At 40.4% G+C, this 13,816-nt stretch carries 16 protein-coding genes and 1 pseudogene; 12 read left to right on the plus strand and 5 right to left on the minus strand.

From position 1 onward, the window contains the following. The first annotated feature begins 9 nt into the window (after positions 1-9). The 6 genes from sufC to RMX89_RS31230 all read left to right on the plus strand — a co-directional run bounded on the left by sufC (position 10) and on the right by RMX89_RS31230 (position 4,953). Positions 10-801, plus strand: a complete 792-nt coding sequence (gene sufC, locus RMX89_RS31205; protein WP_322691666.1) for a Fe-S cluster assembly ATPase SufC — start codon at positions 10-12, stop codon at positions 799-801. Then, positions 801-2,177 carry a Fe-S cluster assembly protein SufD gene (gene sufD, locus RMX89_RS31210; protein ID WP_322691667.1) on the plus strand — a complete coding sequence of 459 codons (1,377 nt, stop codon included), beginning with the start codon at positions 801-803 and terminating at the stop codon, positions 2,175-2,177. Before sufC ends, sufD begins: the two co-directional genes overlap by 1 nt. 15 nt (positions 2,178-2,192) lie before the next feature. Beyond that, on the plus strand, positions 2,193-3,455 hold the full coding sequence (locus RMX89_RS31215) for a cysteine desulfurase (RefSeq protein WP_322691668.1): 1,263 nt from the start codon (positions 2,193-2,195) through the stop codon (positions 3,453-3,455). 268 nt (positions 3,456-3,723) lie between these two features. Beyond that, on the plus strand, positions 3,724-4,353 hold the full coding sequence (locus tag RMX89_RS31220; protein ID WP_322691669.1) for a Uma2 family endonuclease: 630 nt from the start codon (positions 3,724-3,726) through the stop codon (positions 4,351-4,353). An 82-nt stretch (positions 4,354-4,435) separates the two neighbouring features. Next, positions 4,436-4,657 (plus strand): addiction module protein, encoded by a 222-nt coding sequence (locus RMX89_RS31225; protein ID WP_322691670.1) that lies wholly within the window; start codon positions 4,436-4,438, stop codon positions 4,655-4,657. After that, positions 4,654-4,953: a type II toxin-antitoxin system RelE/ParE family toxin gene (locus RMX89_RS31230; RefSeq protein WP_109009499.1), complete on the plus strand. Its 300-nt coding sequence runs from the start codon at positions 4,654-4,656 to the stop codon at positions 4,951-4,953. The genes RMX89_RS31225 and RMX89_RS31230 overlap by 4 nt, the downstream gene beginning before the upstream one ends. Positions 4,954-5,551: 598 nt before the next feature. On the opposite strand, the gene RMX89_RS31235 is transcribed toward RMX89_RS31230, so the two are convergent. After that, positions 5,552-6,034, minus strand: coding sequence for a tetratricopeptide repeat protein (locus tag RMX89_RS31235; protein WP_322672628.1), 483 nt, complete (start codon positions 6,032-6,034; stop codon positions 5,552-5,554). 241 nt (positions 6,035-6,275) lie between these two features. On the opposite strand from RMX89_RS31235, the gene RMX89_RS31240 reads away from it, so the two are divergent. Together RMX89_RS31240 and RMX89_RS31245 are read left to right on the plus strand one after the other, a co-directional pair. Continuing rightward, a complete protein-coding gene (locus RMX89_RS31240; RefSeq protein WP_409882213.1) occupies positions 6,276-6,431 on the plus strand; it encodes a hypothetical protein in 156 nt (51 codons plus the stop codon). 530 nt (positions 6,432-6,961) lie between these two features. Continuing rightward, positions 6,962-7,366, plus strand: coding sequence for a DUF2294 domain-containing protein (locus RMX89_RS31245; protein WP_322672627.1), 405 nt, complete (start codon positions 6,962-6,964; stop codon positions 7,364-7,366). On the opposite strand, the gene RMX89_RS31250 is transcribed toward RMX89_RS31245, so the two are convergent. Beyond that, positions 7,347-7,730: a response regulator gene (locus RMX89_RS31250; RefSeq protein WP_322691671.1), complete on the minus strand. Its 384-nt coding sequence runs from the start codon at positions 7,728-7,730 to the stop codon at positions 7,347-7,349. The two genes, RMX89_RS31245 and RMX89_RS31250, sit on opposite strands and share 20 nt — an antisense overlap. Positions 7,731-8,230: 500 nt before the next feature. Then, positions 8,231-9,535 (minus strand): CCA tRNA nucleotidyltransferase, encoded by a 1,305-nt coding sequence (locus RMX89_RS31255; protein ID WP_322691672.1) that lies wholly within the window; start codon positions 9,533-9,535, stop codon positions 8,231-8,233. An 86-nt stretch (positions 9,536-9,621) separates the two neighbouring features. On the opposite strand from RMX89_RS31255, the gene RMX89_RS31260 reads away from it, so the two are divergent. The 3 genes from RMX89_RS31260 (at position 9,622) to tsaB (ending at position 11,513) form a co-directional block, all read left to right on the plus strand. After that, positions 9,622-9,870, plus strand: coding sequence for a Ycf34 family protein (locus RMX89_RS31260; protein WP_118167283.1), 249 nt, complete (start codon positions 9,622-9,624; stop codon positions 9,868-9,870). A gap of 132 nt (positions 9,871-10,002) precedes the next feature. Beyond that, positions 10,003-10,704: a 6-aminohexanoate hydrolase gene (locus tag RMX89_RS31265; protein ID WP_322691673.1), complete on the plus strand. Its 702-nt coding sequence runs from the start codon at positions 10,003-10,005 to the stop codon at positions 10,702-10,704. 152 nt (positions 10,705-10,856) lie between these two features. After that, positions 10,857-11,513, plus strand: a complete 657-nt coding sequence (gene tsaB / locus RMX89_RS31270; protein ID WP_322691674.1) for a tRNA (adenosine(37)-N6)-threonylcarbamoyltransferase complex dimerization subunit type 1 TsaB — start codon at positions 10,857-10,859, stop codon at positions 11,511-11,513. 31 nt (positions 11,514-11,544) lie between these two features. Here the strand turns inward: tsaB and RMX89_RS31275 are convergent, their stop codons facing one another. After that, on the minus strand, positions 11,545-12,462 hold the full coding sequence (locus RMX89_RS31275; protein ID WP_322691678.1) for an AEC family transporter: 918 nt from the start codon (positions 12,460-12,462) through the stop codon (positions 11,545-11,547). 102 nt (positions 12,463-12,564) lie between these two features. Here RMX89_RS31275 and RMX89_RS31280 point away from each other — a divergent pair, with 102 nt between their 5' ends. Next, on the plus strand, positions 12,565-13,368 hold the full coding sequence (locus RMX89_RS31280; RefSeq protein WP_322691675.1) for a M15 family metallopeptidase: 804 nt from the start codon (positions 12,565-12,567) through the stop codon (positions 13,366-13,368). Positions 13,369-13,448: 80 nt separating this feature from the next. On the opposite strand, the pseudogene RMX89_RS31285 reads toward RMX89_RS31280, so the two are convergent. Then, positions 13,449-13,816, minus strand: a pseudogene (locus RMX89_RS31285) (hypothetical protein); the annotation flags it as partial.

The raw sequence follows: 13,816 nt of genomic DNA on the forward strand, positions 1-13,816 counted from the left end.
GGAGAGAAAATGATTATTGAAAATAGCGAAGTTGTGCTGTCGGTACGGAATCTGACGGCTAATGTTGATGGGACACCGATTTTGAAGGGTGTGAATCTGGAGGTGCGATCGGGTGAAATTCATGCGATTATGGGGCCGAATGGTTCTGGTAAGAGTACCTTTTCTAAGGTGTTGGCTGGGCATCCGGCGTATGAGGTGACTGGCGGTGAAGTGATTTTCCAAGGGCAAAATCTGTTGGAGTTGGAACCAGAGGAACGCGCTAGAAGTGGTGTATTTTTGGCGTTTCAGTATCCGTTAGAAATTCCGGGTGTGAGCAATTTGGATTTCTTGCGGGTGGCGTACAATTCCCGTCGCAAGGCGCAAGGTTTAGAGGAAATAGACGCTTTTGATTTTGACGATTTGATTGAGGAAAAGCTGGATGTGGTGAAGATGAATGCCAGTTTTCTCAGTCGGAGTTTGAATGAAGGGTTTTCTGGTGGTGAGAAGAAGCGGAATGAAATTTTGCAAATGGCGCTGCTAGAACCAAAGTTAGGAATTTTGGATGAAACAGATTCGGGTTTGGATATTGACGCGCTCCGAATTGTGGCGAATGGGGTAAATCAACTGGCAAGTCCAGAAAATTCGACAATTTTAATTACTCACTACCAACGGTTACTCGATTATATTGTGCCTGATTTTGTGCATGTGATGGCACAGGGGCGGATTATTACGAGTGGTGGTAAAGAACTGGCGCTGCAATTAGAGTCTCGCGGTTATGACTGGGTGCTGGAAGAGTTTGCAGCTGCTGAGGTGGGTGTGTAATGAGTATTCAAGTATCTCCTAGTCCTATTCCTAATTCCAATGTAGTCAGTTTGACATCAACTCTGCTAGATAGAGATGATTATCTGACTGGGTTGTTAAATCAAGTAACGGCAACGAAAACAGAAGGTTGGTTGCAGGAATTACGCCAAAGTGCTGCAAATTGGGTACGTCACTCGATTCTCCCGACTACCCGCGAGGAAGAATGGCGATTTACTGATTTGTCGTCTCTGCGAAAGGTGCAATTTAATAATGTAGAGGCGGTAAATTTTGCGTCTTTGCAGTTTGATATTTTGCCAGAGGCGGCTAATAGTCGTTTGGTATTTGTTAATGGCGTTTTTGCGCCGGAGTTATCAGCAGTTTCAGATTTACCATCTGGAATTGTGGTGAGTAATTTGGCTGGTTTGTCTGCGGTTGAGCAGGAAGGTGTACGGCAGTATTTAGCTCAAGCTGAGGGAGCGCAGGAAGTTTTTACTGCTCTCAATACGGCTGGAATAACTGATGCAGCTGTGGTGTGGGTGAAGAAGAATGTGGTAGTTGAAACGCCAATTCATTTGGTGTTTATTTCGGTTGCGGGTGAGACAGCGACGATTTCGCAGCCGCGTTGTTTGGTAGTGGCGGAAAGTGGTTCGCAGGTGACGTTGGTTGAAGAGTATGTGGCAGGCAAGATGCCTACCCCACAAGAGGAAGAAGTTTACTTAACTAACGCGGTTACGGAAGTTTGGGTTGGTGACAATGCTGAGGTGAGTCACACTAGGGTTGAGCAAGAAGGTGCAGAGGCTTTTCATATTGGGAAGACTGCGATCGCACAAGCTCGTGATAGTCGATATACTTGTCATGCCATAACTTTAGGTGCGAAGTTGTCGCGGCACAATTTAGAAATTTTGCAAACTGGTGAGCAGACACAAACTACTCTCAATGGTTTGACGATAATTTATGGTAAGCAATTGTCTGATACTCACAGTGCGATCGCACTTAACCATCCCCACGGTACAAGTGACCAATTGCATAAATGTATTGTAGGCGATCGCGCTCATGCGGTGTTCAATGGTAAAGTTTTTGTACCCAAACTAGCGCAGTTAACAAATGCATCCCAGTTGAATCGCAATTTGCTACTATCATCGAAAGCCAGAGTTGATACCAAACCCCAACTGGAAATTACTGCGGATAATGTAAAGTGCGCCCACGGTGCTACCGTTAGCCAATTAGAAGATGACGAAATATTCTATCTGCAAAGTCGGGGAATTGATGAAAACGATGCTCGGAAGTTGTTAATTAACGCCTTCGCTGCTGAAGTTATCAACAAAATACCAGTTCCCTCTCTGCGAGAAATCCTTTTAAACAAAGTGAATAATCTCAAGTCCCTGACTAATGAGTAATAACGTAATCTACCAATGACTTTTACTCCTACCAAAACCCTTGCTGATAAAGTTCGCGCTGACTTCCCGATATTGCATCAGGAAGTCAACGAGAAACCCCTGGTTTATCTCGATAATGCTGCGACTTCGCAAAAGCCTTTATTCGTATTAAATACCCTACGGGATTATTACGAGCAATATAATGCTAACGTGCATCGAGGTGCCCATTCTCTAAGTGCTAAAGCTACTGATGCTTATGAAGGTGCTAGAGATAAAGTTGCCAAATTCATTAATGCTGCATCCCGTCAGGAAATTGTTTACACCCGCAACGCAAGTGAGGCAATTAACCTAGTAGCTTATAGCTGGGGAATGAATAATTTGCAGCCGGGAGATGAAATTATTCTCTCGGTGATGGAACACCACAGTAATATTGTGCCTTGGCAATTGGTAGCACAAAAAACGGGTGCAGTACTGAAATTTGTTGAATTAACACCAGAAGAAACTTTTGATTTGGAACAGTTTAAAAAGCTGATTTCTGAGAAAACTAAGCTGGTGTCGGTAGTGCATATTTCTAATACTTTGGGTTGCATTAATCCAGTAGAAGAAATTGCTGCGATCGCTCACAGCTATGGTGCTAAATTTTTAGTTGATGCTTGCCAAAGTGTTCCCCATTATCCTGTCGATGTACAAAAAATAGATTGTGATTGGTTGGTAGCATCTGGTCATAAAATGTGCGCTCCAACTGGGATAGGATTTCTGTATGGCAAATTGGAACTGTTAGAATCAATGCCACCTTTTTTTGGTGGTGGTGAGATGATTGCAGAGGTTTACTTAGACCATTCCACTTATGCAGAATTACCGCATAAATTTGAAGCTGGTACACCTGCAATTGGAGAAGCGATCGCACTTGGTGCTGCGATCGATTATCTTAGCAGTATTGGTATGGATAAAATCCACGCCTACGAAGCAGAATTAACGGCTTATTTGTTCCAACAATTAGAGCAAATTCCCCAAATTAGAATTTACGGCCCCAAACCAAATGCAAAAGGTGAAGGGAGAGCCGCTCTTGCGTCGTTCACAGCCGGGGAAGTTCACGCTAACGACTTATCTACATTATTAGATCAAGAAGGCGTTGCCATCCGTTCTGGACATCACTGTACACAACCATTACACCGTTACTTAGGTCTTGCTGCAACCGCACGAGCAAGTCTATCTTTCTACAATACCCGTGAGGAAATTGATATTTTCATCAAAGCACTGAAAGAAACTATTGATTTTTTTGCTGATTTCTCTAGTTAAAAGTAGACAAAATTTTAGATGCTGATTGTGCCAGTTATTAACTAACAATAGTTGGCACAATTTTGCTGTTTCGATTATTTATAGGAGCAACTAAACTGTCATACAGTGACTTTACTTTAATTTGTGTTCATGATATGAAGAAATTTATTCAGCAAAGTAAAACTATAGATAAAATTAATTTGCTGGAATCCTTTAGCACTTGGGTGCGGGGAAAGATAGCTTAAAATCATGAATTAATTACGAATTACAAATTACGAATTATTTTAATATGATTGTCAAGTCAACAGTTGGTGAACAAAGAACAGTGCTATATAACATTAGTTGGGAAACCTTTGAAGCCTTGTTGAGAGATACAGGTGAAGATAGAGGTTCTCGGTTTGCTTATGATTGCGGTGTTTTAGAAATTATGACTCCACTTTTTGAACATGAAAACCCAAAAATTCAATTTGACCGTTTTATTCTAGTCTTAGCTGGAGAATTAGGAATTGAAATTAGAAGCGCTGGTTCTACAACATTGAAGCGGAAAATATTAAAGTGGGGAATAGAACCAGATACTTGCTACTATATCCAGAATGAACTAGCTATTAGGGGTAAGCAAACTTTAGATTTAGAAAATGATTTGCCGCCTGACTTAGCAATTGAGATTGACATTACCAGCAGTTCAGTTAACAAATTGGGGATTTATTCAGCTTTGGGTGTAACTGAACTTTGGAGATACGACGGGCAAAATTTAAAGTTTTCTCAGTTGATAGAAGGGCAATATGTAGAGTGTAAATCTAGTATTGCTTTTCCTATAGATTACCAAAATCTACGCTTGTATTTGTTTGTCCGAACTTTGGCTATGTGTTCAAATTTTAAAGACACAACGCCGCAGGCTTCATCAAAAGATAAGAATTGATGCTTTATTTAACTGGTAATTAAGATAAGTCATTTATAATTTAAAAGAAGTTTATATTTAACTAAGTACATTAACAACAACCATGCACCCTATATTAAAAGTCGATATTTCTGAACTAAGTGTATCTGAACGTATACAGCTTGCCGAGGACTTATGGGACAGCATTCTTACCACACCCGATGAAGTTCCTCTCAACGATGAGCAAAAACAAGAATTAGATAGACGCTTGGAGATGCATCGCCAAAACCCAAACCAAGGTTCAAACTGGCAATCCGTCAAGCAAAGACTAGGTTTAACTGAATGAGCTATCAGTTAATAATTAGTCCAGAAGCAGAACTGGATATTCAAGATGCTTTTGAATGGTATGAGCAACGTGATTCTGGAGTAGGTTCGGAGTTTGTACGTGCCGTTGATAGCTGTTTAGCATTAATCGGACGTAATCCTTCAGCTTATCCCGTGGTGTATCGACAAGCGCGGCGATTATTAATACGTAGGTTTCCCTATGGTGTTATTTATATTGTAGAAGAAAATGTTATCACTGTAATTGCTTGTTACCACGTCAAACGTAATCCTAAACAATGGCAAAGCAGGAATATTTGAACGCTTTTATGATCTCGCCTACAATCACCGGAACCATCTATATATATCCTCTTAGTCTCTCGATTTTGACAACTCATTTAGGATTGCTATAGTTAGAAAAACCTTTAGTTTAACAGAGTAAAAGCTAAGATTGGCAAGAATTTTAATTGCTGAGTTGGGATGTGCAATAAGACACCAGGGGTCTTTCTTGAAAATTGCTATAACTGTGGCTATGGCATTCACGCATTTATACCATAACTCATAAAGAAATCTACCGTATCCCCATCAACAATTAATTACCACTGAGCGCCTAAAGACCACTCCTCCTTGATAGTTACATCTTAAACTGTAGTGTTTGACCAGTGACATAGGCGTAGACTGTCGTAGACATCGTTTGGTAAAATCCACCATGTTCTGCTTGTGCTATCTAGTTTGTACTTAAGTTAACTTTATTCAACCGAGAATTGTTAGTTTACAGTTGATTACTCTTAGTACAAGCAGCAATAACGCTGCTATTAATTCAGCTAGAAGCGTATTGAATAAAACTATGGCGAGTAAGGCGATGAATTGTTGTTGATGAGGATGATAACAGATTCGTAAGACAGTATGATGCTCTCTCCTATCTGCCGTTGTAGCTGAATCTAAATGTACATTCTAGAATCAACTTTTGATTCACTAGGGAATAGGGCTGAATTTCTAAAGCACGTTGAAAAGCTCGGATAGCTTGACTATACTCTCCTATTGCTGCATAGCATAAGCCCATACCATGAAGCGCCCCAAAATGTATTGGATTTATCTGTACAACCATCTGACAATCAGCCAGAGATTTTTGATAATCGCCAATACTGTAATAGAGGAAAGCTCGACGATTCCAAGCTTCGGCAAAATCTGGCTGGTCTTTAATTAATGCCGTCAGCGCTATTTCAGCTTCAGCAATTTCACCTGCATCCAGTAACTTTTGACTGCGGTCAATTATTTCCAGCCCATAGATTCCCTTTTGCTGAAACCAGATCCGCCAGATTTTTCTGGTTGCCTTGTCGCGCACTGTGGCATCCGGGTTTTTCAACTCTTCAAGTAAGGAATTGATAAATAAAGAATCCATGAATTTGAGATCAGTGAATATACCTTTGTATTAACTTTCTCACAAAATACATGGATTGAATCATTTTTAAAGTCATCTTTAAATTAATCTTGATTAATTGCTAATTATGAAATTTATGTATGATTTATTGTGTTCAACAATATGACTAATACCATACTAGATATTTAGAGTCATAAAAATAAAAACTGACTTAGGTAGCTAGCAGCTTTCTTTGGCGACATCAATATACTAGAACTGCAATATGCAGTTAGATAAAGGTTGTTTGCAGGTAGATGGCAAGATTATGAAACCAGGCGGTAATTTGGTTATTACCAAAGCCGCAGTTGAGCCAGTTTGGTATTTACCAGGAATTACTAAGCGCTATGAAATTACACAATCACAGTTGCTTTGCCCGTAAAGAATGTGATGAGCTTCTAAAAATTAATGCCGAATATGTTGTATTAGTTTTTCACAAATTATCTTAGTAGCTAATATACTCTTTAATAGAACCTAAATTTATCTGCTTACTAGCTGCACCGGAAGGTATAGAGAGTCTTGTGATATACATTACATTCCGATGTAATATTATATGCCTCTGTCATTGATGACCATTTGGATAAACATCGCTAATTAAGTACTGGGTTATGAGATACAGGCACGGTGGGCTACACCTAAGCTTATATAACACAAAATAAGCTGATTAGCTCAATCGAATGACGCTCAAATCCAGTTATTAACCTAACACTGCACAAATCGTAAGTTAACAAATTTTACTTCATTAAATATGGCAATATTCTTAAATAAATACATACTAAATACATCACATTGATACAGTAACTTTATATAAAATGGTGATTATTTTTCTGAGTTATTCCATAATCATCTATAATGTTGGATAATTTAATTAATTTTTCGATTAAAACGATAAATATTACATAGTAGGTACTAATGATACAACCGACTATCGCACAATTAGAAACAGAAATATCAAAGCAAATCATCAAATTATATAATGAAAGATTAGGAAAGTCTCCTAGCCAAATCATTTGTCATTTTTTTGATACTGAAATCGTAATTTCTATAGAAAACTCGGTTACTCAAGCTGAACAAACTTTACTGAAAGGAGGTTATGATACTTTAGCTGAACAAGTACGATTATATTTAGAAAAAATAATTAAACCAGATTTAAAAAATTTGATTGAAGAAATTATTGGTCAACCTGTCCTTTACCTGATGACAAATACAAATTTAATAACAGGTCGTACTGGGATTGTTGTAATTCTCAAAGAATTACCCGAACTTCGTAATCCCGAACCTATTCCCAAGATAAATATTAGGAATTTAGCTGACTGATGTGGCGACTGATTACCACTTCTAATTGATTAAAATCATAGGGTTTAGTAATGCAATCATCAAATGCTGTGAGCATTGTGAAGCGCTCGTTTTGTACTGTTGTTATAGGTGTGACTGCAATGATTGGAATGGTAGCAGTTTTTGAGTCATCTTTGAGATTGTCAATGACTCGGTTCGCACTCAAATTAGATAGCTTCATATCTAGCAGAATTAAATTTGGTTGATGAGTTTGTGCCAACATCACAGCCCTCACCCCTTGTTTAGTACAAATACATGAAAAATTTAATATTCCTAGATGAGAATTAAGTAGCTCTAAATCATGTAAACTCTGTTCTACAACCAAAATTAAAGGCTGTTCATTCATAAGCAGTTAGTCCTGTCCAAGAAAAGCTATTCATCAAAACTCCACCCATCAGGAAAACCTGAAAGTCTTTGTTTATAGCAAGTGTTTAATTGAATGTACGAACGACCAACTAAAGCATAAAAATCAATAGCTTAATATATGGTTCATTCGGTTGTCCATCAGTGCTAATTAGGAAATAACATCGTAAAGCAGTCATAACATCAAGCAAATATTAGCATAATTGATGTATGTAATTGCAAGGATTGACCATAAGAGCTGATTCGTAAAGAGAATCTGAAGAGTACTCAAATCCTTGCTAGGTCTGAGTTTCAGCGAATAAGTGCTGTATTGACTTAAATTACTGAAACCCTTCTTAAACAAGTACTTTACTTGAGTTTACAAATTAGCTCTAAAGATCGGTATTTTAACTCTGTTTTGTCACTCTTGGAAAACAATAATCGAAGCAAGATTTTGAAACTTTGATTGAGTCAACCTTTGAGCCTCAAATTAATTAAGTATATTTAACCATCAAGTAACTGACGTGCATAAGCGATCGCCTCTGTTGGAGTTGAAAGTTTCCCCTCAGCTTGTGCTACGCCAATTTCAGTTAGCAGTTGACCGATAATTGGCGAAGCTGGAATATCTAATGTTGTAATCAACTCCTTCCCGCTTACTAGGGGAGTGGGATGAGCGATCGCATCATTAGGGTTAAGGTAGCGGTCGATCAAAGGTGCTAAGATTTGGTAGCCCATTGCTTTAGTTTCCACTGCTGTCTGTAGTGGCTTGTCACCAGATATTGCCTCTAGCAAATAATTAATTGCTACAGCTAGCACTGCCGTAGTCGGGAACACAATATCTGCATCATGAAACAAAAAGTATTGTTCTCGCAACGACATATCAACTACTTGAAATTGCGGTAACAGTTTCAAAGCAGTAGTTACACCTCGGATTTCGGCACGACTATAAGTTAGTTCCTGTAGCTCTATTTCTGCTAATTCTGGATCTGGGTTGACGAGACAAGCAAGTTTGGCAATACCTAGCCAAGTAGTTTTAATACTATCGCGGACATATTCTTGCAGTTGTACGCCTAGTTGTTGCCAATTTTCTGTGAGTAAGGCGGCAGCTGTGTCAACTGCTGCTAGTTTGAGCAAGCTTTCACGGGTGGCATTTTTGAAGAAAGGGGCAAGTAAACCATCTTCCCAGGCCATTGTAATCCAAGGAGTACCTTGAGAATTTGCCAATAGATAGCCAATTTCTACCCTAACTCTTTCGGCTGCAACTTTGCTAAGATGTGATGCCAAAGAACGAATTGCGGCTTGGGTAGCTGGCTCAATAGTAAAACCTAGTTGGGCGGCTTGGCGATAACCTCGCATTAACCGCAAAGGGTCATCTTCTAGGTTCGCAGGTGATACCATTCGCAAAATGCCCTGTTGTAAGTCTAGATAACCTTGCAGAGGATCGATAATTTCTTGTGTATGGGGATTATAAGCGATCGCATTTACCGTAAAGTCCCGTCTGTGCAAATCAACTTCTAAACTATTTCCTTCCTGTTGGGCAAAGTCAGCTGTAGCGTGGGGAAAAACCACACGCGCAATTTGTCGTTCGGCATCGAGTAACACAAAACCAGCTTTGTAATGATGAGCGATCGCTCTGGCTACCTTTACCGCCTTAAATGGTATAACAAAATCTAGATCCAGATATTCACGAGTTCTGCCCAGGATCGCATCTCGGACAGCACCACCTACCATGTAAGCGGGTTGTGGCAAGAATTCCAAGCTAAAAGGCCAATTTTCGGGAGCGAGGGTAGAAGGAATTGATTCGTGCATTGTAATAAAAATCAACCCAGCAACTCATGAATAACAGTTGGGCTTAAGTTAGATTAACAATAAAGGCCCCTGGAGTTGGTTCTATTATGTGTATTTGCGTGAACTGCCACTATGTAGACAGCTGTGTTACCTATCATGCCGTAGAAGGGCAGCACCAACAGCCTCACTTGACTGAAACACCAAATTTTGATCCGAATGAACCTTCTATCAATGTCAACATTCGGACAAAAGATGATGTGATTGAAATGGAATGGGATGTTGTTGGTTGTCTGAGCTTTAAACGGGAAACAGGTAAGTGGTCGAAGTTGCGTCCTGGTGAATTAGTGCCGACTTGATAGAAAATGAACAAGAGTGGCAGTACTTAGAACGATGGGCGGCAAGAGAATTTTGAAGCGTCCCATAACTAACAAAAGTTATTGTCACTCAAGCGATCGCAGAAGATAAAAAAGCTAGCCAAAGACAACAGCATGACCAACGTACAACGACTAGATCATATAGAAGATGAACTTGAAATTGTTAAGCGATTGCTAGTGTCTACTGCTAGCTATGCCGAATCAGCAAGCAGGCGGCTTGATGAGTTGACCATAAAACAAGACCGTACCCAATCTCACCTTGATGAGTTGACCATAAAACAAGACCTTACCCAATCTCACCTTGACCAGATAGGGGTGCGTGTTGATGAGTTGACCATAAAACAAGACCGTACCCAATCTCACCTTGATGAGTTGACCATAAAACAAGACCGTACCCAATCTCACCTTGACCAGATAGGGGTGCGTGTTGACCAGTTGACCATAAAACAAGACCGTACCCAATCTCACCTTGATGAGTTGACCATAAAACAAGACCGTACCCAATCTCACCTCGATCAACTAGGGGCACGTGTTGACCAGATAGGGGGGAAGATTGACCAACTTTCTGATAAGGTTGATAGTTTTATCACTCACACGCAACGCCTATTTACAAAGGCAGGCAGTGAGATCGAGGAAACAAAGGCACGAACTGAGCGATTAGAAGCACTTATGCTAAAGCTTGACCGAAGCTTTGAAGAACAAAAATCTCAGTTTCAGGAGTTTCAACTCACCACAGGTGCTACCTTAGAGCGAATTGACCGAGTTTTGGACTATCTACTAAAACAGCAAGGCGGTAATCCAAATCCCTCATCTTAGCCGCGATCGCTTTTAGAGAGTGAACAGGATTGGCTCTCACAAACATTGTAACAAGACCCTTTAATTGATTGTTACTTAAGAACCGCTATGTTGTTATATGCTGGAATAAATAAATCACGTTAACTCTATAAAAATAGATATTTTAAGTAACTTTGACAACGGAACTAGAAGGTTTTGTAATAAATAAATACGCCTTAGCACTACACACCACCACTCCCGAATTGGGTTTGGCAATTACTAACTTTGCTGTTGAAACCCGCTCTCAAACTTGGAATCTGGGGCGTGATTTATCTAGTTTAGTGCATCAATATTTAATTGAATTTATTAAACCACAAACTTGGGCAGATTTGTCCTTTATTGCAGTTGCAAAAGGCCCCGGTGGCTTTACCGGAACTCGGATTGGTGTTGTTACTGCTCGGACTTTAGGGCAACAGTTAGATATTCCTGTATTTGCGATTTCAACTTTGGCTGCGGTAGCTTGGTCAGAAGCAGGCAAAAGTCAAAATTCAAAAACTATTGCTGTAGAAATGCCAGCACAACGAGGTCAAATTTTTGCTGCTATTTATCAGTTTCAGCCAGATACTTTTAAACTAAAAGTGTGTTTGTCAGATAGAGTGTTGACACCAGAAGCGTGGCAGGAAACTTTAGCAAATTGGAACACTAATTATCAGCTGATTCAAGCTCAATCTGGTCTAGCAGCGACGGTGACAAGTATTTTGGAACTAGCTAATCTCGATTGGCAAGAGGGCAAAATTCCTAATTGGTCAGAGGCTTTGCCATATTATGGGCAGCATCCTGTAGAACTTTAACTGATATGTATCGCAGTGCATAAATCCAAAATCAAAACAGCCACAGCCAAACAGGGAGAGTAACCAGTAATACTATAGCCCCAGCAGCTAAGGCAGTAACTGCCAGATCGCGATCGAGATTGAATGTCTCAGCAATTACCAGTGTGGCAAAAGCTGGAGGCATGGCCATTTGTAAGATAATTACCTTTGCTGTGGAACCAGTTAATCCAAACAGTGGTAAGATGCTACCCAATATCAAGGGAACTAGCAACATTTTGATTCCCAAGCTTATCCCTGCTTGTGGTAAGCTACCCCAAGATTTAAGCAGCCCTAGTCGCATTCCGATTAACACCAGGGATAAAGCTACACTATACCAAGCAAATTTCTCCAAACAGAATTCTACTACTGTGGGAATTGTCGCTTCTCGAACCAGCAAGCCAAATCCGAAACTCCATAAGGCAGGATTAATTAAGATGGCCCTAGCAGTCTGCCAATGATTATGGACACCAACACCAAAACGCGCTGCTAGCAACACACCCAAGCCATAAGCTCCTGGGAATGAACCTAATAAATCGTAAAATAGCGCCCAAGCAAAGTATTCCTTGCCTACCATTGCTAAGGTAATGGGAAAGCCAAGATAACCAGTATTACCCAACATTGCGGCTAATATCAAGCTAGCCTGAGTTGATGGTTGGGAAACAGTCTTTCTAAAATAGGCTTGTCCTTTAATGACTAACCAAGCTAAAAATGCTCCTAGTAAAATAGCTAGGTAAGCGATCGCAGGTGCAATCCAAATTTGCCCTGATAAACTAGATTGACGCAAAAACGATACTATGCTTATGGGTACTCCCACCCAAAAAAGAAACAGTCCTAAACGTGTAGGAACTGTTACAGGTAGTTTGCGTCCCAGGATAAAACCTACCAGGACTAATCCTCCCAGCTTGACGTATAGTTCTAAAAGGTTTGTCAAGATTGCGCCTAAGAACCACAGATGTAAAATGCTACCTGTTACGTCTACTTTTGTCCAGTGCAAAATCTGTTATGGCTATTCCACAAAAACAGGAGTTTACCCTTGAATAAGGCAGGGTTTTCTGGAAAACCGCAAAACTCATCGAATGACTTTGGTGATGATATTCCAGTGGCTGTACGCGATACCCCTGTTGCAGCACCTAAAATTTGGTTGCAACCCCGAATTATTTTGATTGGGGGAGTAACAGGATTTGTCCTGCTATCTTTAATTAGCGGTTTGTGGTTTTTCGTGACTGCACCCAAAAAAACCGCCGATTCTCAACCTTTACCAGCTACTTCTGCTCCGGGGACGACCGCAGCATCTAATAATTCTAGCGATACTGTGTTAGGGCATTTTCCATACCCAGAAGCCCCTGAGTCAGAACTAGTAACCATCTCCGCAAATAGGGGCATTAGAATGCGAAAAACTGCTGCCCAAAAATTTGAGGAGATGGTAGCAGCAGCCCGGAGTTCAGGTGTAATTGTAGTGCCAATTTCTGGCTTTCGCTCAGTCAAAGACCAAGAGCAGTTGTTTTTTGCTGTCGGTGCCCAGCGAAATCAAACGCCAGCAGAACGAGCCGCCCTCAGCGCTCCTCCTGGTCATAGCGAACATCACACAGGTTATGCAGTGGATGTTGGAGACGGATCGGTACCAGCAACTAATCTTCAAACTAACTTTGACAATACCAAGGCTTATCGGTGGCTACAAGCAAATGCAGCGCGTTTTGGTTTTGAAATGTCATTTCCCAAAGATAATGCTCAAGGTGTAAGTTATGAGCCTTGGCACTGGCGTTTTGTAGGCGATCGCAATAGTTTAGAAATGTTCTACAAAGCCAGAAACTTGAAACCCGCTAAGTTATCACAATAGGAGCCAAAATAATTCGTAATACTTCGGCTACGCTCAGTACAAGTTCGTAATTCGTAATTCGTAATTATTACCTCTGTTTCTCATAATGGAGGCTGAAGTACTACTTTCTTAAGGGCTGGACAATAATATCCAGCGATTTCTTTAGCGATCGCATCTAGTCGGGAAATTTTATCTAGATTGCAAAGTAACATTACAGTAATTTTGTCATCAATAAAGCGGGTAATGTTACTTGCAAATCCTAGTATCGAACCATTATGACCAACTACTCGGCGATCGCCATAATTAAATACCCACCAACCTAAACCTGCAATGATTTTTGTTTGGTGATGTGGAGATGAGGGAGCAGGAAAGCAGGGGAGCAGGGGAGCAGAGGGGCAGAAATTCTTCCTAATTCCCAATGCCCAATGCCCAATGCCCAATGCCCAATGCCCAATGCCCAATGCCCAAT

It is taken from the genome of Nostoc sp. DedSLP04 (assembly GCF_034530775.1).
Classification (GTDB): Bacteria; Cyanobacteriota; Cyanobacteriia; order Cyanobacteriales; family Nostocaceae; genus Nostoc.